The organism is Salinicola sp. NYA28a (genome assembly GCF_976982775.1).
The window spans coordinates 867,866-889,014 of the sequence record NZ_OZ334582.1 but is presented as its reverse complement, the minus strand read 5'-3'; the positions used below and the strand labels follow the sequence as shown (position 1 = coordinate 889,014).

Genomic DNA, 21,149 nt, shown 5'->3' with positions numbered 1-21,149 from the left:
GGGTGGAGTTGCTGTTCCGGCATTGCCGTCCCGGACGGCAATGTCGCGCTATATCACTGCTCTCATTACTGCTCTCGTGGACGAATGATCCGGCCCTGTCGCAAAGCCCTGTCATGACAGGCGCCGGAGTGAAAAGCATCATCCATCCATGATGTGCGAGAGCCACTGTCAGCCACAGGCAACCTGCTGCCTCGCAGGCTCCAGATGATCAGCAATACGGAGCCTCCGCTTCGATGAGTTCGAAAAGCGAAAGACTTCGGGCCTTGACTTGATAATCGCTCTGCATCGGGCAACGTACGTTGGCAGCGCCCGGATCGAAGGTCTCGACACGTCTGCGCCATTCGCTACCACCAGGCACGTCCGGCAGTACGAAGTCGATATCCTGATCTCCGGCATTGAGCGCAAGAAAAACCGTTACGTCGGAGCCATAACGACAGATACCAGTGGGCTGCGCGTGACCATTGAGAACCACCCCAATCGCCTTGACCTCTCCATCGTGCCAATGCTCCACGCCCATCTCTTCAGCTGCCGGCGTGAGCCAGGTGACATCCTTGATGCCCAGATTCTCGTTCAGCTCTCCGGTCATGAAGCGCCCGCGCTCCAGGATCGGATAATGGCGGCGCAAACTGATCAGATACCGGGTGAAAGCCAGTAGCTCCCGACCTTCATCAGAGAAATCCCAATCGACCCAACCGATTTCACCATCCTGACAATAGGCATTGTTGTTGCCGCCCTGCGTGCGGCCGAATTCATCGCCGGCCAACAGCATCGGCGTGCCTTGTGAAAGCATCAGCGTCGCCAGCAGGTTACGCATCTGACGCATGCGTAACTCCCGGATCTGGGGATCGTCGGTCTCTCCCTCGGCCCCGTGATTCCAGGAGACGTTGTCGTCGTGACCGTCCTGATTGTCCTCGCCGTTGGCCTCGTTATGCTTGTCGTTGTAGCTGACCAGATCCCGCAGCGTGAAACCGTCGTGGGCAGTAACGAAGTTGATCGACGAAAAGGCCTTGCGCCCTCTGTGATTGAACAGGTCGGCCGAGGCCGTCAGACGATTGGCGAAGGCCGGCAGCTTGCCTTCGTCGCCACGCCAGAATCCCCGCATGTCATCGCGGAACCGGTCGTTCCACTCCGCCCATCCGGGCGGAAACTTGCCGACCTGGTAACCGCCAGGCCCGCAGTCCCAGGGTTCGGCGATCAGCTTGCACTGCGACAGCAGCGGATCCTGTCGGCAGGAATCGAGGAAGCCGCCGCCTTCATCGAAACCTTCGGCCTCGCGTCCCAGGATCGTCGCCAGATCGAAACGGAAACCGTCGACACGCATCTCGTCCGCCCAGTAGCGCAGGGAGTCGTTGACCATCTGCAGAATCCGCGGATGCGACAGATTCAGCGTATTGCCGGTACCGGTATCGTTGATATAGAAGCGCGGCTCTTCCGGCATCAGGCGGTAATAGGAGGCATTGTCGATTCCCCTGAAGGATAACGTCGGCCCCATCTCGTTGCCTTCCGCCGTGTGGTTGTAGACCACGTCGAGCAAGACTTCGATACCCGCAGCGTGAAAACGCGCCACCATCTGCTTGAACTCGCTGATCGACTCGCTGGCCATGTAGTTCGGATGGGGGGCGAAGAATGCGAGCGTGTTATAGCCCCAGTAGTTGTGCAGTCCCTTTTCCTGCAGATGACGATCATCGGCAAAGGCGTGGATCGGCATCAGCTCCAGCGAGGAGATGCCAAGATCGCTGAGATAATCGATCACCTTGGGCACGGCGAGGCCGGAAAACGTGCCGCGCAGTGCTTCCGGCACATCCGGGTGACGCATGGTGTAGCCGCGCACGTGCGTCTCGTAGACGACGGTATCGCTCCACGGCACGCGGATCTCGCCGGAGCGCCCCCAGGTAAAGGCTGGATCGATGACCCGGCAGCGGGGCATGAACGGGGCGCTGTCACGCTCGTCGAAGCTGAGATCGCCGTCCTCATGGCCGATGGTGTAGCCATAGAGTGCATCGTCCCAGACCAGCTCACCCACCAGCTGCTTGGCATAGGGGTCGATCAGCAGCTTGTTGGGATTGAAGCGATGCCCCGCTTCCGGATCATAGGGACCATGAACCCGATAACCATAGAGTTGGCCGGGGTGAGCGTCCGGCAGATAACCGTGCCAGACCTCGTCGGTATACTCCGGCAAAACGACCCGCTCCACTTCTTCCTTTCCGGTTTCATCGAACAGGCAAAGTTCGACCCGCGTCGCATTCGCCGAGAACAGCGCGAAGTTGACCCCGAGCCCATCCCAGGTCGCCCCCAATGGATAAGGCAACCCTTCTCGAATCCGCGAACGTGACAAGCTCGCTTCCTGGACGATATGACCCATTGCCGCTTCACGGCCCAATCCCATGTCACTCATGTGCTGCACTCCCAGTGAGCCAAATCGACCCTGCCGCCTGTGCTCCAGACGAGAGATTACTCACTCTTGCTACTGCTCGTGCCACGCGGTTTACGCGGCTTGGGGGCGGGCTTGTCTCGCTCGCCATCCGTGGCTTTGGTTGCGGCACGCTTGCGCGGCGCCGGCTTGCCTTCACCGGTCCGGCCGCTCGTTGCCCTGCTTCGCTTGGAGGGCTTGGCCTGGCTCGGCTGCGCCGGTATCTCGACGCCCGTGTCCTCCTCCTTGCGGGCTTCCGTTTCAGGATCGTCCAGCGGTAGACGCATCTCGTCGATACCCAGTTCGTCGGGCTCGGCCGGCGGCTCTTCCCCTTCCAGCAGGGAAGGTTCATCGGACGCGGTACGCCAATCCTGTTCTTCCTCGCGCGCATTCTCGGCTTCGACGATGCGCTCTGCCATGGCCCAGTGACGCTCTTCCTGAGCGTCGGGCCGGCCTTCCGATTCCCAAATGCGATAAGCCAGCATCCGTACACGTTGTTCGCGACTGGTCATCATGACGCCCTCCTTCCTGTTCTCGTTGCGTGGCGGGGTCATCCCTACCCCGCCAAATCCATGTAAGACCGGTGCCGGCTGGACCGACGCCTTGCTTCGAAATAGCGGGTTCAGGAACTCCATACCCAAGCCCCGCAGGGAAAATCCGACAAATGTTGCTGCAGCGACAGACTGGTAGACGACGCTACCGGCGCCGACGTCAGCCAGGCGTCTCCGCTCCCCGCCAGCCCCAGCGTCTCGAGGTCAAGCGCGGTATCCTCCCACTGAAGTTCCCGTTCCAGCGATGACGCCGACAGCACCGTCGACAGGCGCGGCACGACCACCACCAGGGTCTGGGTCGGCGTCTTGCGGGCGAAGGCAACGACGTGATCCGCGTGGGCACCGCTGGCCTGCAGCGGCAGGTACTCTCCTTCGCTGAAGAGGCTCGGGTGCTCCCGCCTCAGGTTCAAAAGGCGCTGCACGACGGCCTGCTTGACGGCACCGTCCCGCCAGTGCTTCCAGGCCGAGGCCGGCATCTCCGCGCCTTCCAGCGCCTCGCGGCGCGCGGCCATGTCCACCGGGCGGCGATTGTCTGGATCGACCAGCGACTGATCCCAGAATTCGGTGCCCTGATAGAGATCCGGTATGCCGGGGGAACACAGCCGCAGCACCGTCTGCGCCAGGCCGTTGATCGCCCCGGGCAGGTCCAGCAGCGCCGCCGTCTCGGCCAGTTCCCGCGTCAGATCGCCGCCGCTCAGCGCACAGCGCACGGCGTCTTCGCCCGCCTGTTCGTAGGTCTCTTCGGGTGCCAGCCAGTGGCTGTCGAGCTTGGCCTCTCGCATCGCCTTCTGCTGCCAGGCGACGATACGGTCAGCGAAGTCGGTCAGTGCCTGGCGGTCCGGGGAGGCGAACTCGGCGTCCGGCTCCAGCTTCAGCTCCAGGGGCCAGGCCGCCAGCACCAACTGGAGCATCATCAGGCGATCCCCGCCGCTGGGCGTTTCGCGACTATCGTAGAGGCGTTGATCGCGCGCCCATGCCTGCATTCTGGGCACCACTATATCGGCCAGTTCGCTGAGCGCCGCCAGCCGGGCACGGACATCTTCACCGCGCTTGTGATCGTGCGTCGCGGTGGTCAGCATGCCGCGGGGGAATCTTTCCAGACGCTCCCGATTCGCCTCGTGCAAGCGTTGCGGTGCATAGGCAAAGTGCGCCCCTTCGCAGCCGACATCGTTGCGGGACAGCAGCACCGCCGAGCGATAACCCGCGGTGTCCTCGACCGCCTTCGCCGCCAGCGGCGATGTCAGCTGCTGAAACCGCGTCAGCGCCGTCAGACGCCACTGCCGTTCGGGCTCGTCGAAATCGTTGGGCGCCTTGCCGCCGAACCAGTCGTCGAGCAGCGGCAACCAGGCCGCATCGGCTGCCGACAGCTGCGATCGGGCCATCTGCATGGCATGGTCGAAGTCTTCGGCGTCGGCATCGGGCCGACCATCCTGATCGGCGTAGCTGCGATAGACGGGATAGCCGACCGCAAGCGCTCCCAGCACACGGCGGATCGCCGGCGACGTGAACTCCCGTGTCTCGGGTCTGAGCCGGGCCAGAGCGTCGACCGTCCGAATGCATCTTTCGAACTCGGCGGTCAGGGCGCCGTCGAGCATTTCCCGACGAGCTGTCTGCACCTCGGCAGCGAAATCGTCCGTACGTCCGCTGACCTCTCGCCACAGGCGAGTCAGCGGCTCGCGTCCTGCCGGATCGTGCTGGATGCCGGAAACCAGATCGAGAAATTCGTACCCCGTGGTGCCATCCACGTCCCAATCCGTATGCAGACGCTCGTCGTGACCCAGGATCTTTTCTACATAGATGGGGCGTCGATCCTCGTAGCGTTCGCCATTGAGGGCGCGACGGCGTCCAGCGATCGCTTCGAGACGCGCGCGCAGGCGCAGTGCGTAACCGCGGGGATCGGCCAGGCCATCGATATGATCGATGCGCAAACCATCGATCCACCCGCGTTCGACCAGCGAGAGCATGTAGGCATGAGACAGATCGAAAACGCTCTCGTCCTCGACCCGCACGCCGACCAGTTCGGTGATATCGAAGAATCGACGCCAGTTGAGCGCGTCGTTGGCGGTGCGCCAATAGGCCAGCCGATAGGCCTGACGCTCCAGCAGCGCGTGCAGTCGCGCCCTGCCCTCCTCGGTTTCGGGGTCATGACGGGCGAGGGTGGCCGCGATGAGCGGATCGTCCGCTCCGCGCTCTGGGTGGCTGGTTTCCGGTGACCGGAATCGTTCGGGTGTCGGGCCGTCTCGATCAGCATCGGCGTCGGCCGATGCCAATAGCGCAGCGGTATGGGCCGGGTCCAGCGGAAACCGGTGCTCATGGTAGGCGACGAAAAAGGCCGCTCTTTGCGCGTCCCATTCCAGCGTCAGCTCACCGTCTTCCAATACCTGCGTGTAACGGTCGCCGAGAAACGGCAACAACAGCTTGCCGTCGGCGCCGGACTGTTCCCAGTCGATGTCGAAGAATCGGGCGTACTCACTGGTACGGCCATGCGCCAGCACGTCCTGCCACCAGGGATTTTCGGAGCCCACCGCCAGATGATTGGGCACGATGTCGGCCAGGATGCCCATGTCCGCCGCGTGCAGCGCTTCGACCAGCCGGCCCAGCCCGGCCTCGCCACCCAGCTCCGAGTCCACTCGGGTCGGGTCGACACCGTCATACCCGTGGGCCGATTCGGCTCGCGAGGCAAGAAAGGGTGACAGATAAAAGTGGCTGATGCCCAGCGCCGCGTAGTAGTCGACCTGTCGGCGGGCATCGTCGAAAGTGAAGTCGGCATGCAGCTGCAACCTGACAGTGGCGCGAAGCGGTCTCATGTTCGGCGCTCCCGGCGTATGCCATCGATGCGTGACAGGCGTTGCTGCACCGCCGGCTCGTTCAACGCCTGGGGGGCGGGTGCCGGTAACCGGCGTCGCCAGTTGGGATGCTCATCGAAGGTACCGGGCAGGTTGGCCTGCTCCTTCAATCCCAGCAGATCCTCCAGGGGAAACAGCGCCAGCGGCGTCGGCGTCTTTGCCACGTGCACTAGTACGGCATCGATGACATCTTCGACATCCACGCTGTCGCTGGCGATACCGTCATCGCCGGCGACCTCGTCGAGCTCGCAGACGCTGACCAGGCGGCGCCGATCCTGACGCCGCTGCTCGCTGAGCTCAGCCGGATCCTCGCCCGCTTTCAGCAGCCCCAGCCGGTCCCGCCAGTGCAGGTCGTTTTCCAGCCACCAGCCTGCTACCGTGGGCAGATCGTGGGTGCTGGTGGTAGCCATGGTGGTCTGGCGCCACGCCTCGGTCGGCAGGAACGCCTCGCCCTCTCGCTCGAACCACATCACGCTCATGCCCAGCACGCCCCGCGCCGCCAGCCGATCCCGCAGCCCCGCTTCGACGGTCCCCAGATCCTCGCCGATGACGATGGCCCGATGCCGCCAGGACTCCAGCGAGACCAGTCGCAGAAGATCGTCCAGCGGGTAGCGTAGATAGGCTCCCTGCTGGGCCGTTTCTCCTTCCGGGACCAGCCATAGCCGCGAAAGCCCCAGGATATGGTCGATCCGCAAACCACCGGCATGCGCCAGACTGGCTCGCAGCATGGACAGGAATCCTCGATAGCCGGAATCGACCAGCCCTTGTGGCGAGAACGCTGCCACGCCCCAGCTCTGGCCGTGGGCATTGAAGTCGTCCGGCGGCGAGCCCACGCTGAGTCCTGAAAGCAGTTCCTCCGGATCACTCCAGGCCTGGCTGCCAGTAGGATCGGCGCCCACGGCCAGATCGGCGATCAGGCCCACCGCCATGCCAGCCTGACGCGCGTTGTTCTGCACGCGATCGAGACCGGCCGCCACCAGCCACTGCAGGAAGACGGCAAACGTGATCGCTTCCCTGTGCTGTTCGGCGAACGCTTCCACCGCTGCCCCGCGGGGATCCCGCCACGCCTCGGGCCACTGCCGCCAATCGGCATGGTCGGCATGCGCCTGCAGCACTTCGAAACGACAGTGACGCTCGAGGCTGCCACCGCCATCGCGACGGAAGGCGACCAGTTGGGAACGCCAGGCGAGCGCGCTCTCGTCGCGCTGCACGTGCAAAAACAGCCGTTCCAGCATCGACAGCTTGAGGCGTGCGCTGGTCGGCCAGTCAATCAACTCGAGACTGGCCTGCTGCGCCATCGCCTCGCTGAACGGCGCCTGCGCCCGCGCCAGGGTTTCCGCATCGAAGACACACTCCGGCGAGGCGTGCCAGACGTTGTAGAACAGCCGGCTGGAGGGCGAATAGGGGCTGAACCGTTCGGGATGCGAGGCAAACAATGCATGCAGCGGACTGATGGCAACCGCATCGGCACCGGCGCGGGCCACCACGGCACAGAGGTCGTCCAGCGCCTGCAGGTCGCCGATACCGGCATCGCCCTCGCGCCGCAGCCCATAGAGCTGTACCGCCACGCCCCAGTAGCTCGGCTGGGCATGACGGCGCTCCCGGGCGATATCGTCTAGGGTAAAGCAGCGCGGCGGTGCCACTGCCAGAGTCCGGGTCACGCTGTCGTCGCCCCGCTCCGTCAGAAAACAGACGTGGTGATACCCCGTCTCCTGGATCGCGGGTAGGCAACCGTTATCGTCGAGATGACCGTCCATCGTCTCGCCGCTCTCGAGCCGGATGGCGAAGGCGCACCCGCCGCTGCCGACGACGGGCACCTGGGTGAGCTGGCCCTGATCGGCGATCAGCATCGGCGGCAGTTGCTCGAACGCGGAGGGCCATCGTCGCGCCTGCCAACGGGCCAGGCTGGCGGCGACCTCCTCGTCGTCGCCCGCCGGCCAGCCAAGGCGGGCCAGCATCGTGCGCTGGCGATCGTCGGACAGCGTCTGAGGCTGGTTGTCGCTACCGACCCATTCGCACAGCAAGCCGACCGACTCTGCCAGTTGGCGCAACTCGGTAGAGGGTTGATATCCATCCTGAACAGTCGTCATACGTCTGGCTCTCCCGGCACGTCACCCGAGGGCTGGAGCCAGACGGCACTGGTCCGCGCCGGCAGTCGACCCTCTGCGATATGCTCATCCACGCCATCTCGTGAGCAGACTAGCGGTGTCTCCTGCCAGACTACGGACACCGGTTGTGGCGAGAGATTGATGGCGATGGTCAGCGTATGTCCATTACCCAGCGACCAGCGACCCTCCACGGCCTTGTCACCGAGCACACGAGCGCCGATGGCGCAACTTCCCTTCAACCAGGGCACGAGGTGCTCGTGACGCAGCGCCAGCCACTGCCGAAAACGCGCCTGATGACGCCGATGTTCCGGCGCGCTGGCCTCATCGTCATCGAGCCGGGAAGCCTCGTACGTGGTCAGGGCATTGGGATCAGGGATGCGCTCGCGTTGCGCCGGGTCCTCGAAGGCGCTGAAATCGGCGAATTCACGGCGACGGCCTTCCCGTACCGCATCCGCCAGGGCGTCGCGATGATCGGTAAAGAACAGAAAGGGTTGCGTCGAGCCCCACTCGTCTCCCATGAACAGCAGTGGAATGGCGGGAGACATCAGCAGCATCAGCGTTGCCGCATCGAGCGCGTCCGGCTCGGCCAGCCGGGATAGACGCTCCCCCAGCGCACGGTTGCCGATCTGGTCGTGGTTCTGCAGAAAGTCGATGAACGCCGTCGGCGGCAGATGCCCGCTGGGCTCGCCGCGCGCCTCGCCCTTGCGTGAAGGCTGGCCCTGATAGATGAACCCTTCGCCCAGCGCGGTCGCCAGCTTTTCCGTGGTGTGCTCGGCGAAGTCGGCGTAGTAGCCCTCGCGTTCGCCGGTTAGCAGGACATGCATCGCGTTGTGCCAGTCGTCGGCCCATTGCGCATCGAACAGCGCCGGGTCCAGCAGACTAGCCTGGTTATGCTCGTTTTCCAGCATCAGGTGGCAGTGGCGAGTCGAACCGACCCGCTCGCGCAAGGTCTGTCCCAGCTCGACCAGGAAATCCCGCTCACTGATGGCATGAACGGCGTCGAACCGCAGCCCGTCGAAACGATACTCGAGCAGCCACATCAGGGCGTTATCGATGAAGAAGCGGCGCACTTGCGGACGACGGAAGTCGATGGCATCGCCCCAGGGCGTCTGCAGGTCATCGCGGAAGAACGCCTTGGCGTAGTGCGCCAGGAAATTGCCATCCGGGCCGAAGTGGTTGTAGACCACATCGAGGAAGATCATCAGCCCGTGCCCGTGGACATCGTCGATCAGTGCCTTGAGCGCCTCCGGCGTACCGTAGTAGGCCGCCACGGCGTAGGGCTGGACGCCGTCGTATCCCCAGTTGCGCTCCCCCGGGCATTCGGCGAGCGGCATCAGTTCGATGGCGGTCACACCCAGTTCCACCAGCGCGGGTAGCCGTCGGCGCAAGCCGTCGATTCCGCCGCAGGCGCCCAGGTGAACTTCGTAAATGACCGTCTCTTCCCATGGCCGGCCTGCCCATTCGTCATGGCGCCATGTGTAGCGATTCGAGTCGACCACGCAAGTTAGCCCCTCGACGCCACCGCGTAGCGCTTTCGAGGCGGGGTCGGGCACGGGCATGCCGTCATCGTCATCCTCGACGAAAACACGGTAGCGGTAGGCGGCCTGCGGCGGGCAGTCCAGCTCGAGTTCGAAATCCCCCTCCGCCATCGGGTTCATCGGCTGAGGCGCCATGCCTTCGCACTCCACATCCACCCGCTGCGCGCTGGGCGCCCACAGGCGAAAGCGAACACGCCCTTCGGCGGTCAGTGACGCGCCATAGAAAGGCGCCCAGGCCGCCTCATTCATGACATCGGATGGCGTGACAGTCATGCTCGATTCGCTGGAACCGGAAGACGCGCTCATGGGGTTTCCTCGATCCAGTTTTCGTGGCGCAGGAACAGCGCGGCCATCGGCGGTACCGTCACGGCCAACGACTGGGCGTGACCATGGCTGGGAATCGGCTCCGTCGTCGCGCCACGACTATTGCCCACATTGCTACCGCCGTAGAAGACGCTGTCGCTGTTGAAGATTTCCCGCCACCAGCCGGCGCTGGGGACACCCAACCGGTAGTGATAGTGGACGGAGGCCTGGAAGTTGCAGAGACAGATCATGCTGGCATGGCCGCTTTCGGTATGGCGGGCGAAAACGATCACGCAGTTATCTCTATCGTCGTCGACCAGCCATTCGAAACCGAGCTGATCGTCGTGGCGGATCTGCATCGCCGGCTCGTTGACGTAAAGCCGGTTGAGATCGGCCATCAGCCGGAGCACGCCCGCGTGTCGGCTTTCGAACAGCAGCGGCCAGTGCATGGCGGACTCCCGGGGCTCGGCCAGCACCTGGCCCAGCTCGACGCCCATCGCCACCTGCTTGTCGCCGGGTAGCGCCCACATTAACCCCAGGCTCGCTCGATACGCAGCAAAACGCTGCCAGTCGTCACCGTGAATGGATTGTCGCCACTGACCGAGCGCCGACGTCTCGTCCGGCATCTGCTCCAGCAGTCCCCGATCGGTTTCGTGTGGCGTCAACGCCTCGATCCAATCGGCATGCCAGCGGGAGCGCTCGGCGGGGTCGAGCGCCAGATAGTGAGCACTCGCTACCCGCCAGCGCGGCCGTCGATGCAACGTCAGCAATAGCTCGGTGGTCTCGCTCTGAAACAGGTGACAGCCGCTGGCGCGTGAGGCGTCGTCGGCTTCCTCGAAGCCGTCGATATGACAGCGCTGGCACCAGGCGAGAAAGCCGGATTCGGACGATGGCGAGGCCGTCGGATACCGAACCATGACACCTACGCCGGCGACATGGCATGTCTCGACGAACTGGCAGACCACGGTATCGGGCTGGCCGATGAGCGCCTCGTCGAGCACGACATGGGTAAATCCCAGATCGGCGACATAGGGCACCAGCTCCTGTGCCAGATGGTTCCAGTTCAGGGGCGGCGGGAATCGGGAGACGTACCAATCCGCGGCATCGAGGCGATAGAGCGCCAGCGGCATATCGCCACCATGGCGCCCGACCCTGGCCCGCATCCAGTCGCCGTCATCCCAGGGCCATGCCGCCTGTCTTCCGCTATCGCCAGACGGATCCGAGGAGAAAGACGACGAGAGCGCCAGCGTCCAGGCCGCCTCAGTCGGATTCATGTTCAGAGGCTCGAGGCCCTGAGGCCACGAAGGCGGCGTGCGATTGTCGGCAACGATCATCATGGTCTTGTCACGACGTCTTCGGTTCGCACTATCGCCTCCGTCAACAGGTCGGCATAGAGTCGCCGATAGGGAATCACGGCCTGGCGCCAATGCAACCGCCCCGCCATTGCCGCCCGCCGCATGGCGTAGAACAGATCGGTGGCGCGGAACAGGTCGAACGCACGCAGCACGGTGGCGCGATAGGTTTCCAGGCTCATGTCGTCGAACAACAGCCCGTTGATGCCATCCTGGATCGTATCCGCCAGGCCGCCGGTCCGATGCGCGATCGGCAATGAGCCGAAGCGTTGGGCGTAAAGTTGGCTCAGGCCACAGGGCTCGAAACGAGACGGCATCAACAGGAAGTCGCTGCCCGCGTAGATCTGTCGCGCCTCGCCCTCGTCGAAGCCGATATTGACGCCGACCTGCCCAGGGTAGAGCGCGGCCATTTCGACCAGCGCCTGCTCGATGGCGTATTCGCCGCGACCGATCACCACCAGCTGTCCGCCGGCTCGCACGATGGCGTCGGCGACCTGAATGGTCAGATCGAGCCCTTTCTGCGCCACCAGGCGGGAAACCACCGCAAACAGCGGGCCACTGCTCGGATCCAGGCCGAACATCCGGCGCACGCGCTGCGTATTGGCACGTTTGCCATGCCAGTCGTTGATGCCGAAGTTGGGCGCCAGGTGAGGGTCCGTGCGCGGGTCCCAATGATCATCGATGCCGTTGAGCAGACCGCTGAGCCGCCCTTCCAGCGCACGCTTCTTGAGCAAGCCCTCCAGCCCGCAACCCAGGGGAGCCGTGGTGATTTCGTCGGCGTAATTGCTGCTGACCGTCGTGACATGGGAAGCGTAGGAAAGCCCCGCCTTCATGAAGGAGAGCTGGCCGTGAAACTCCACCCCATCGATATGAAACGCGGATGCCGGGATCCCGAGTGCCGGGAGACGCTCGGCGGGGAAGATGCCCTGATAGGCGAGGTTATGGATGGTATAGACCGAAGGAACGTAACGCTTTCCGAGCCAGCGGACATAACCGGCCGCCAGTCCGGTCGCCCAGTCGTTGAGATGGAGCAGTTCCACCTGCCAGTCGAGCAGGGTCGCGTCATTGACGATCTCGGCGGCCGCCATCGCCAGACGCGCAAAGCGGATATCGTTGTCGGGCCAGCCCACCCCCAGTTCGTCACCGTAGGCGTTACCATCCCGGTCGTAGAGCTCCGGACAGAGCACGACGTAGACGATCAGGCCATCCTCGCAGAGAAGACGCCCAATCTCGCAGGCAGGCAAGTCATGACTGGCGGGCAGACTGGCCACATGCACGATCGGCCGGCCGGCAGTCAGCACTTGCCGGTAGCCTGGCATCAGGATGCGTACGTCGTAATTGGGTTTCAGTGCACGAGGCAAGGCGGCGGAGACATCACCCAATCCGCCAGCCTTGATGAAATCGGCAATCTCGGTCGTCACGAACAGCACACGCCGACGCCGGGTCGGCGATGCGGGCATCGGTCGCGACAACACGCCTGCAGGCGACCTCGACGAGGCCTGACCGGTTATCGACGCGGACCAGCGGGATTTCCCCTCAGCTCTCGCAGCCGTCTGACTTTCCCTTCCATGAACTGCGGCCTGCGTCATGTTCAGCCTCCCTGAACATTCGGTTCACCAGTCAATATTAACCAGCTTCGACTCATCATCCTGCGCTCAGGCGTCAGGCACAGCCATAACCGACGTTAATCAAGGAGATCAACGGCGATCGCGGTTACCTGCCAATGTGCTGAGCGATGATTCGCGGGCACGACGGGATGGCGATCTTTCGGCGCAACCGACCTCGCCCCGGCACCGACCTCCAGCCCCGATTACAGATATATGCCACCGGCCGGAAAGCGTCAAAGCCTGTTTTGAGACGTCACCGCAGCCGATGAACGCCAGCCAACAAAAAAGGCAACCCCCAAGGGGGGTTGCCTTCGAAAGACCGAATTACTGGTCATTTTGACGCAGTCGATTACTGGCTTTCGCGCGCCTCCGGCTGACGGTCGTGACGCTGTTCACCTTTGCCAAATTTCGCCTGCAGCCCGTGCGTGACCTTCATGATCAACACATAGGTTGCCGGCACGAAAACCGTCGCCAACAGCGTGATGGAGATCATCCCGCCGACCACCGGCGTGCCGATCTGATTACGGCTTGCCGCACTGGCACCGGAAGCCAATGCCAGGGGCAGCGTACCGCCGATGAATGCCAGAGACGTCATCACGATGGGACGGAAGCGCTGGCGTGCCGCCACCTTGGCCGCATCGACCACCGACAGTCCCGCATGCTTGCGCTGCTGTTCGGCGAACTCGACGATCAGGATGGCGTTCTTCGCCGCCAGGCCGACCACCACCAGCAAGCCCACCTGCAAGTAGACACTGGTGCTCAAGCCAGCCAGGTAGACCGCCAGGATAGCGCCGACGAAGGCGAACGGCACGGCGGAAACCACCGCCAGCGGCAAGGTCCAGCTTTCGTACTGCGCAGCCAGAATCAGGAACATCATGATGACGCCGAACGACAGTGCCAGCGTCGCCGCCGTGCCCACATTGACCTGCTGGTAGGCTTCACCGCTCCAGCCCATCGAGTAGTTGACACCCAGGGTATCGGCAACCACTTCCTGCATCGCCGCCACGGCCTGACCCGAACTGTAGCCGGGCGCCGGACCACCTGAGAACTGCGCCGCCGGATAGGTGTTGTAGCGTTGCAGCACCGTCGGCGCCTTGCCTCGCGTCAACGTGACCAGCTCGGAGAGCGGAACGCGCTGCCCGTCACCGCCGCGTACATAGACCTTGCTCAGATCTTCGGGATTACGACGAAAATCGTCTTCGGACTGGAGATAGACCTGGAAGTTGCGGCTCGAGCGAGTGAAGTAGTTGACGAAAGAACTACCGAACGTGCTCGCCATGGTCGTATTCAGGTCGCTGATATCCACGCCGAGACTACGCGCCTTCTCGATATCCACTTTGGCCCGGTAGACCGGCACATTGACATCGAGCGACGAGAACACCCCGGAGAGCTCCGGCCGCTCCGCCGCGGCCTGCATCACCTTGCCGGCGGCATCCGCGAGCTGCTGCGACGTGTCGCCGCCGAAAGCCTGCAGGTAACCGGTGAAGCCACCGGTGGGAGACAGGCCCTGTATCGGCGGCAGGTTGAAGGCAACCGTCTGCCCGCCCTGGATCTGACCACCGATCTGCATGATCTTCTGCGTCAGCTGATCCACCGTGATATCGCGATCTTCCCATGGTTTCATGGTGACGAAGACCGTGCCCTTGGAGGTATTGGGCGAGCTAGACAGGATGTCGAAACCGGGTATCCCGACCACGTAATTGATCCCCGGGACGGCATCTCGAAGCCGCTGACTCAACTCCTGCACATAGGCGTCGGTCCGTGCCACCGAGGATCCTGCCGGCAGGCTGACGGAGGCCAGAGCCACCCCCTGGTCTTCGGAAGGCAGGAGCGCCGCCGGCAACTGGGCGAAGATCATCCAGGAGAAGACCCCGGCGGCAACCAACCCGACCAGCACCAGCCACAGCTGATGAATGATGAAGTTGGTGATCGCCATGAACAGGTCGGTAATCTTGTCGAAGAGCTTGTTGAACCAGTCGAACGGCTTGCGAATGACACGCACGAATCCGGACTGCTTCATGCGATCCTGATGCTTCAGGAAGATCGCACTGATCGCCGGCGTGAACGACAGCGCCACGATCGCCGAGATGGCCACCGAGATCGCGATGGTGATCGCGAACTGCTGGTACATCTGCCCCGTCAGGCCGCTCATGAAGCCGACCGGCACAAACACCGCCGACATGATGAAGGCGGTGGCGATGACCGCGCCAGACACTTCCTTCATCGCCTCGAGACTGGCGCTGAATGGCGTCGCCTCCTCGTCTTCCTCCATGATGCGCTCGACGTTCTCTATGACCACGATCGCGTCGTCCACGACGATACCGATCGCCAGGATCATGCCGAAAAGCGAAAGCAGGTTGATCGAGAAATCGAGCAGGTACATGCCGGCAAAGGTACCTACTACCGAGATCGGCACTACCGACATCGCCACCAGCGTCGAGCGCCAGCTCTGCAGGAACACGAACACGATCACCGCGACGAGCAGCAGCGCCTCGATGAAGGTTTGTTCCACCGATTCGATGGAAGCATCGATGAACAGCGTGGTGTCATAGGGAATCTCGTAACTCAGGCCCGGCGGGAAGCGGGTCTTGAGATCCGCCATCGACGCCTTCACCTCGGCCGCCACGTCGAGCGCGTTGGCGCCTGGCTGCAGATAGATGGCGATCGGCGCGATCGGGCTGTTGTTGACGTACCCCTGAATGCCGTAGCTGTTCTTGCCCAGTTCGATCCGCGCGACATCGCTCAAGCGCAACGAGGAGCCGTCCGGGTTGGTGCGCAGCACGATATCCCGGAACTGATCGACGTTCTCGTAACGACCCTCGGTCGTGATGGTGTAGGTGTAGGGCGTGGGGTTGCTCTGTGGTTCGGCACCCAGCTTGCCTGCGGCAACTACCGAGTTCTGGGCCTGAATCGCCGACGATACCTCTGCCGGTGTCAGGTCGTACTGCGCCAGCTTGTCCGGGTTGAGCCAGACGCGCATGGCGAATTCCTGGCTGCCCAGCACTTCCGCCTGCCCGACACCCGGCAATTGCTTGAGCGTATCGGTGATGTTGATGTTGGCGTAGTTGGTCAGGTAGAGCGAATCGTAGGCATCGCTGCCCCCTTCCGCAGTCACCGCGACGAACAGCAGCACGCTCGACGAGCGTTGCTCGACCGTGACCCCCTGGGACTGCACTTCGCTCGGCAACTGGGACAGCGCCTGTTGCACGCGGTTGTTGACGTTGATCTGTGCCGTCTGAGGATCGGTGCCGATGTTGAAATAGACGCTCATCGACATCTGACCGCTATCGGAACTGCTCGAGGTCAGATAGATCATGTCCTTGGTGCCGTTGATCTCCTGCGCCAGCACGGCGGCGACCGTATCGGAAACCGTCTGCGCACTGGCTCCCGGATAGGTCGCGGAAACGCTGATCGTCGGCGGCACGACCGAAGGATACTGCTCGATGGGCAGCGTACGCATCGCCATCAAGCCGATCAGTGTAATGATGACCGAGACGACGGTCGCGAATATAGGCCGCCTGATGAAAACGCTGGAAAAATTCATCAGTTGGCTCCGTTCTGTCCGCCGTTCGCCTTTTGCGCATCACGCTGGGCGCCCGCGACGCCTTCGCCACCTTGTGCGTCGGGCTCCTGGGAGGGGTTTTCACCAGCGTTGTTCTGCGGCTTGGGCACCTTGCCAGTGAACGGCTGCGCATCGATCTGATCGCCGGGGGAAATACTGCCGATTCCCGACACGACGACTCGGTCTCCGGGGTTCAGCCCCTCGGTGATGATCTGCCAGTCACCGGCGATCTCGCCCAGCGACACGAATCGCGTCTCGGTCTTGCCTTCGTCATCGAGCACGAAAACCTGCGGCCCCTTGAGCCCTTCGGTCACGGCGATCGACGGCACGGCATAGACGTCGTAACGCATCACGTTAGGCAGCGTCACGCGCACGAACTGGCCCGGCAGGAAGAGCTGATCCTCATTCTGAAATACGGCTTCGGCCTGTACCGTGCTGGTGGATTCATCCACTCGCGAACCCAGAAAGTCCAGTTTGCCCCGGAGCTGGAGCGCATCGCGGGAAGCGCTTTCTGTACCGGGCGCGGTCAGAATCGCGGTATCCGCCACGCCTTCGTCTTCCTTCTGACGCTGCTGGCGCAGCGAGAAGGCGTCATCGGCTGGCAGCGAGAAGCGCACCTCGATCGGATTCAGCGGCGTGATGGTCGCCAGCTCCTGGGGCGGTTGTACCAGATTGCCGACGTTGACCTCGCTGTGACTGATCATGCCGCTGACCGGCGCATTGACCTCGGTATAGCTGAGATCGATCTGGGCGCTGTCCAGCGCTGCCTGAGCCTGAGCCTGGGCCGCCTGAGCCGTGCGCAGATCGGCCTGGGCCTGATCACGCTGCTGCTGGCTTATGGAGTTCTGGTTGTACAGGCGCTGATAGCGTTCGGCATCACGCTGGGCACGATAGACTTCCGCCTTGGCGCTCTGCACGTCCGCCTGGCGCTGCTTGACGGTCGCTTCATAAGGCGCCTGCTCGATGGTGAAGAGCTTGTCGCCCTTCTCGACCATGCTGCCCTCGCGGTAATGACGCGCTTCGAGAATGCCCTCGACACGCCCCATCACGGTCACTTCGCGATCGCTGCGGACTTGGCCGGGATAGGTTTTGGAGAGCGCGACATCATGCGCCTCGACTTCCATCACTTCGGCCTTGGTAGGTGGCTTTTGTTGTTGCCCTCCGCCTTGTTGAGCACTTTGCTGATCGTCCCCGCCACAGCCGGCCAGTGCCAATGACAGCAACAACGCCCCACCGAAGCCGAGGGTGTAATTCATGAGATTAGGGCGCATGAGACTCCGTCCTGGAAGAATGGTACCTAAGTTGATCTCGCGAGCTTACAGGCATACATACATGAATGTAAACTTGCGGGGAAATTGGTATGCTTTGCCAACGGCAGCTTGAACCACATCATAAGAAATGCCGGCCCAACGTCTCGCACTCCACTCATCTGTCGACGACAACATCATGCCCAAACGTACCAAAGCCGAAGCCGAGGCTACCCGCGAAGCGCTGCTGGACGCGGCTGAAGTCATCTTCCTCGAGCGCGGTGTATCGCGCACTTCGCTCGAGCAGATCGCGCGCCAGGCTGGGATGACACGAGGCGCCGTTTACTGGCATTTCAAGAACAAGTCCGACCTGTTCCACGCCATGCTGGACCGCGTCAAGATGCCACTGCGACAGTTGCTGGATGATGTCGAGGATCCCGACCAGCCCAACGCGCCGCTGGAAAGCCTGCGCCTGGCCACGCTTCACGCTCTCGGGCGGCTGCAGGGACCGCGCTCGCGTCGCGTCCATACCATCCTGCTGCACTGCAGCGAATCGGCCAGCGATGTCGATATTCTCGCGCTGCAGGATCAACTGGCGTGCGACTGCTATGAAACGATGGTCGAACGCTTCGAAGAAGCGCGTGATACCGGAACCCTGATCGATAACGTCGAACCGGAAATTGCCTCTCGCATGCTGATGTCGATGATTCTGGGCCTCCTGCATGACTGGCTGCGTGATCCTGAGCGCTATGATATCGGCGATGTCGGCCCGCGCATGATCAACACCTTTTTCGAGCGCATCACCCCGACGCCGGCCAAGCCGCTCGACTGAATCGGACCGTCACTCGACCAGCACGCGATCCACCGCTCGCGCAACGCCACCGAGATAGCCCCGGCCAAACAGATAGAGGTGATTGAGCAGCGGATAGAGCTGGAACAGTGCCTCGCGCCGTTCCCAATCCGCGGGGCGCCCTCCATTCCAGTAGGCCTCGAAGAAGGCGTCGCCCGGCCCGCCGAACAGCGTCAGCATGGCGATATCCACTTCAGGGTAGTGTCGATAGACCGCCGGATCGATGATTGCCGGCCCCCTGGGCGTGAAGAGCACGTTGCCCGACCATAGATCGCCGTGCACCAGGCAGGGCGGCGTATCGGGCAGCCAGCTTTCGAGCGACTCGGCAACGCGCTCGATACGCTCGGCGAGACCGGCGTCCAGCAACCCCTGGTCGCGACACAGTTTCATCAGCGGCAGCAAGCGCCGCTCGCGCTGGAAGACACGGCCGTCCGCCAGCGGCGCATTGGGCTGAGGTGTCGAGCCGCAGGCATTGTCCCGCGGCCAGCCGTGCTCGGCCTGCGAATCTCGAGAATCACGGTGCATCTGGCGCAGCCCTTCGCCCAGCGCTGAGCCGTCACGTTGCCCCGTGGCATCCAGGGCTTCCATCACCAGCAGGTCGTCATCCTCGGCAACGACCGCCGGCACGACGAGCAGACGACAGACGCTGGCCAACGCCCGCAGCCCATCGGCCTCTCTGGCGACGCGCTCTACCGAATCCTGCTTGACGATGCAGGGTCTCGCACCCTCGACTCGCCACAGCCCGGCGCCGCTGTCACCACCGGAAAGCGGCGTAATGCCGGCGTCGAGTTCCAGCCCGGTGTCGGCCGGCAGCTCAAGCGCCGCGAGCCGGGGTTTCAGTCTCTGCAATGGTGTCTGCGTCATCGCGCATCTCCTCGCGATCGTCGGTGTCGGTGTCCTCTTCGCGTCTGCCGGTTCGCCCCCGGTTGAGCTCCTGCTGGAACAGGGATTGCAGCTCGGCCATGGCCGCCTTTTCGGTCGCCATCAATTGCTCGGTATCGTTGCGATGCGCATAGGTATCCTTGAGCAACTGGTTGTCGAAATCGCGGAAGGTGCGCACCGCATTGATGGCATTGGCGCTGGGATAACCCAACCCCTTGAGGACTTCGACGCTCATCTCCATGCTCGAGGCGAACGTTTCGCGAACCACGCCATCGACGCCGATCTCCATCAGTTGCCAGGCGTGATGGCGATTGCGCGCCCGCGCATAGACGGCGAGATCTGGAAAGTGTGTCTTTGCCAGCCTCGCAATGGTCAGCGCAGTGTTCTCGCCATCGACCGCAATGACGAGCAGGCGCGCCTTGTCGATACCCGCCGCGCGCAGCAGGTCGAGCCGGGTCGCGTCGGCGTAAAAGATGCGGGAACCGAAGCGGCGAATGAACTCGACCTGGGTGATGTTGGGGTCCAGCGCCGTGAAATTGATCCCCTGCATCTTCAGCATACGCCCGACCATCTGCCCGAAGCGGCCTAGGCCGGCGATGATCACCGGGGGTGTGTCGTCGCCGAAGTCGGTATCGAACGGCCGGCTCTCCTTGAGACGATCGCCCGCCTTCTCTCCCAGTTGATACAAAAACGGCGTGGCCGCCATGCTCAGCGTGACCGCCGCGATACACAGGCTGGCGATGCGCTGATCGATGACGCCAGCGGCCACCGCCGCCGTCAGCAGCACGAAGTCGAACTCGCCGCCCTGGGAAATGATCGTCGCCAGCCGGGGGATTTCCGGGCGAGGCAATCGCGCCAACAGGCCGACGATCACCAGTACCACGGACTTGGCCAGCGTCATCGCAACGGCCAGCCCCAGCACCAGCCAGACGTTGTCCAGCACGAGACCGAGATTGACCGACATGCCGACGGCAATGAAGAAGAGCCCTAGCAGCAGCCCCTTGAACGGCTCGATATTGGCTTCCAGTTCATGCCGATACGGGGTGTCCGCCAGCATCACACCGCCCAGGAAGGCACCCAGTGCCATCGACAGCCCCGCCCACTCCATGACCAGTGCCATCGCCAGCACCAGAAACAGTGCCGCGGCGGTGAATATCTCGTGCACGTCGCTACGTGCGATCAGCGCCAGCACGCGAGGGAATACCAGGCGACCGAAGACGATGGCAGCGATCACCACGCCAATGCTGCGGGCGATGAGCCAACCGTCGCCGGGCGCGGCGTCGGCACGCCCAGCCAGAAACGGCAGCAGCGCCAGCAGCGGTATCACCGCCAGATCCTGAAACAGCAGAATGGAGAACGCGCTCTGACCGTGCGGCGTCGCCAGTTGACGGCGTTCGTTGAGAACCTGCAGCGCAAAGGCGGTCGACGACAGCGCCAGCGTGAGGCCGAGGAAGATGGCGATACTCGGCGGCAGGTCCAGCAGGAGCCCGACCGGCATCAGCAGCGCTGCGCAGCCCGCCATCTGCAGCGTCCCCAGACCCAGCAGACGCTTGCGCATCCCCCACAGGCGACGCGGCTCCAGCTCCAGGCCGATGATGAACAACAGCATGACCACGCCGAACTCGGAGAAATGCAGCACCGATTCCGGCTCGGAGATGAAGCCGCTGATCGACGGGCCCGCGAGCAGGCCGATGCAGAGGTAGCCCAGGATCGACCCCAGCCCCAGACGCTGAAACAGGGGAACCGCAAGGATGGCTGCGCCCAGCAGCACAGCCGCTTCAGTGAGAAAGCCCATCGAATATCTGTCCTCGTCGCGGCAAGATCCGCCGCCCAATTTAACCTGGGTTCAGCATATCACTCACCTCGGCACGACAGCAGCACGCGCCTGACGTC

Annotated in this window: 12 protein-coding genes; 1 reads left to right on the top strand and 11 read right to left on the bottom strand. The window is 63.2% G+C overall.

The annotated features are described in order from the left end of the window. Positions 1–208: 208 nt before the first annotated feature. From glgX to ACWHY3_RS04105, 9 genes are all read right to left on the bottom strand, one after another. Positions 209–2,395 carry a glycogen debranching protein GlgX gene (gene glgX, locus ACWHY3_RS04145; protein WP_448127617.1) on the bottom strand — a complete coding sequence of 729 codons (2,187 nt, stop codon included), beginning with the start codon at positions 2,393–2,395 and terminating at the stop codon, positions 209–211. Positions 2,396–2,451: 56 nt separating this feature from the next. Further along, on the bottom strand, positions 2,452–2,925 hold the full coding sequence (locus ACWHY3_RS04140) for a DUF2934 domain-containing protein (RefSeq protein ID WP_448127616.1): 474 nt from the start codon (positions 2,923–2,925) through the stop codon (positions 2,452–2,454). 107 nt (positions 2,926–3,032) lie between these two features. Continuing rightward, positions 3,033–5,768 carry a malto-oligosyltrehalose synthase gene (treY, locus tag ACWHY3_RS04135; protein ID WP_448127615.1) on the bottom strand — a complete coding sequence of 912 codons (2,736 nt, stop codon included), beginning with the start codon at positions 5,766–5,768 and terminating at the stop codon, positions 3,033–3,035. Beyond that, the gene (gene malQ / locus ACWHY3_RS04130) at positions 5,765–7,897 is read right to left on the bottom strand and encodes a 4-alpha-glucanotransferase (RefSeq protein ID WP_448127614.1); all 2,133 of its coding nucleotides are present in this window, start codon (positions 7,895–7,897) and stop codon (positions 5,765–5,767) included. The genes treY and malQ overlap by 4 nt, the downstream gene beginning before the upstream one ends. Continuing rightward, positions 7,894–9,759: a malto-oligosyltrehalose trehalohydrolase gene (treZ, locus tag ACWHY3_RS04125; RefSeq protein ID WP_332778741.1), complete on the bottom strand. Its 1,866-nt coding sequence runs from the start codon at positions 9,757–9,759 to the stop codon at positions 7,894–7,896. Before treZ ends, malQ begins: the two co-directional genes overlap by 4 nt. Beyond that, on the bottom strand, positions 9,756–11,030 hold the full coding sequence (locus tag ACWHY3_RS04120) for an alpha amylase C-terminal domain-containing protein (RefSeq protein ID WP_448127613.1): 1,275 nt from the start codon (positions 11,028–11,030) through the stop codon (positions 9,756–9,758). The genes treZ and ACWHY3_RS04120 overlap by 4 nt, the downstream gene beginning before the upstream one ends. 59 nt (positions 11,031–11,089) lie before the next feature. Continuing rightward, positions 11,090–12,568, bottom strand: coding sequence for a glycogen synthase GlgA (gene glgA, locus ACWHY3_RS04115; protein ID WP_071230542.1), 1,479 nt, complete (start codon positions 12,566–12,568; stop codon positions 11,090–11,092). A 496-nt stretch (positions 12,569–13,064) separates the two neighbouring features. Further along, the gene (locus ACWHY3_RS04110) at positions 13,065–16,259 is read right to left on the bottom strand and encodes an efflux RND transporter permease subunit (RefSeq protein WP_087717723.1); all 3,195 of its coding nucleotides are present in this window, start codon (positions 16,257–16,259) and stop codon (positions 13,065–13,067) included. After that, the gene (locus ACWHY3_RS04105; protein WP_256961011.1) at positions 16,259–17,548 is read right to left on the bottom strand and encodes an efflux RND transporter periplasmic adaptor subunit; all 1,290 of its coding nucleotides are present in this window, start codon (positions 17,546–17,548) and stop codon (positions 16,259–16,261) included. The genes ACWHY3_RS04110 and ACWHY3_RS04105 overlap by 1 nt, the downstream gene beginning before the upstream one ends. A 175-nt stretch (positions 17,549–17,723) precedes the next feature. Between ACWHY3_RS04105 and ACWHY3_RS04100 the strand changes: the two genes are divergently transcribed. Beyond that, positions 17,724–18,356: a TetR family transcriptional regulator gene (locus ACWHY3_RS04100; RefSeq protein WP_087717833.1), complete on the top strand. Its 633-nt coding sequence runs from the start codon at positions 17,724–17,726 to the stop codon at positions 18,354–18,356. Between the two features lie 9 nt (positions 18,357–18,365). On the opposite strand, the gene ACWHY3_RS04095 is transcribed toward ACWHY3_RS04100, so the two are convergent. Beyond that, entirely contained in the window at positions 18,366–19,238 is an 873-nt protein-coding gene (locus tag ACWHY3_RS04095; protein WP_087717721.1) for a fructosamine kinase family protein, read from the bottom strand. After that, entirely contained in the window at positions 19,189–21,051 is a 1,863-nt protein-coding gene (locus tag ACWHY3_RS04090; protein ID WP_087717720.1) for a monovalent cation:proton antiporter-2 (CPA2) family protein, read from the bottom strand. Before ACWHY3_RS04090 ends, ACWHY3_RS04095 begins: the two co-directional genes overlap by 50 nt. Between the last annotated feature and the right edge of the window lie 98 nt (positions 21,052–21,149).

Excerpts from the sequence above, each read along its gene's own strand:
- ACWHY3_RS04100 (WP_087717833.1), top strand. The coding sequence starts at position 17,724 with ATGCCCAAACGTACCAAAGCCGAAGCCGAGGCTACCCGCGAAGCGCTG.
- treY (WP_448127615.1), bottom strand. The coding sequence starts at position 5,768 with ATGAGACCGCTTCGCGCCACTGTCAGGTTGCAGCTGCATGCCGACTTC.
- malQ (WP_448127614.1), bottom strand. The coding sequence starts at position 7,897 with ATGACGACTGTTCAGGATGGATATCAACCCTCTACCGAGTTGCGCCAA.
- glgA (WP_071230542.1), bottom strand. The coding sequence starts at position 12,568 with ATGCCCGCATCGCCGACCCGGCGTCGGCGTGTGCTGTTCGTGACGACC.
- ACWHY3_RS04140 (WP_448127616.1), bottom strand. The coding sequence starts at position 2,925 with ATGATGACCAGTCGCGAACAACGTGTACGGATGCTGGCTTATCGCATT.
- ACWHY3_RS04105 (WP_256961011.1), bottom strand. The coding sequence starts at position 17,548 with ATGCGCCCTAATCTCATGAATTACACCCTCGGCTTCGGTGGGGCGTTG.
- ACWHY3_RS04120 (WP_448127613.1), bottom strand. The coding sequence starts at position 11,030 with ATGAATCCGACTGAGGCGGCCTGGACGCTGGCGCTCTCGTCGTCTTTC.
- glgX (WP_448127617.1), bottom strand. The coding sequence starts at position 2,395 with ATGAGTGACATGGGATTGGGCCGTGAAGCGGCAATGGGTCATATCGTC.
- ACWHY3_RS04110 (WP_087717723.1), bottom strand. The coding sequence starts at position 16,259 with ATGAATTTTTCCAGCGTTTTCATCAGGCGGCCTATATTCGCGACCGTC.
- ACWHY3_RS04095 (WP_087717721.1), bottom strand. The coding sequence starts at position 19,238 with ATGACGCAGACACCATTGCAGAGACTGAAACCCCGGCTCGCGGCGCTT.
- treZ (WP_332778741.1), bottom strand. The coding sequence starts at position 9,759 with ATGAGCGCGTCTTCCGGTTCCAGCGAATCGAGCATGACTGTCACGCCA.
- ACWHY3_RS04090 (WP_087717720.1), bottom strand. The coding sequence starts at position 21,051 with ATGGGCTTTCTCACTGAAGCGGCTGTGCTGCTGGGCGCAGCCATCCTT.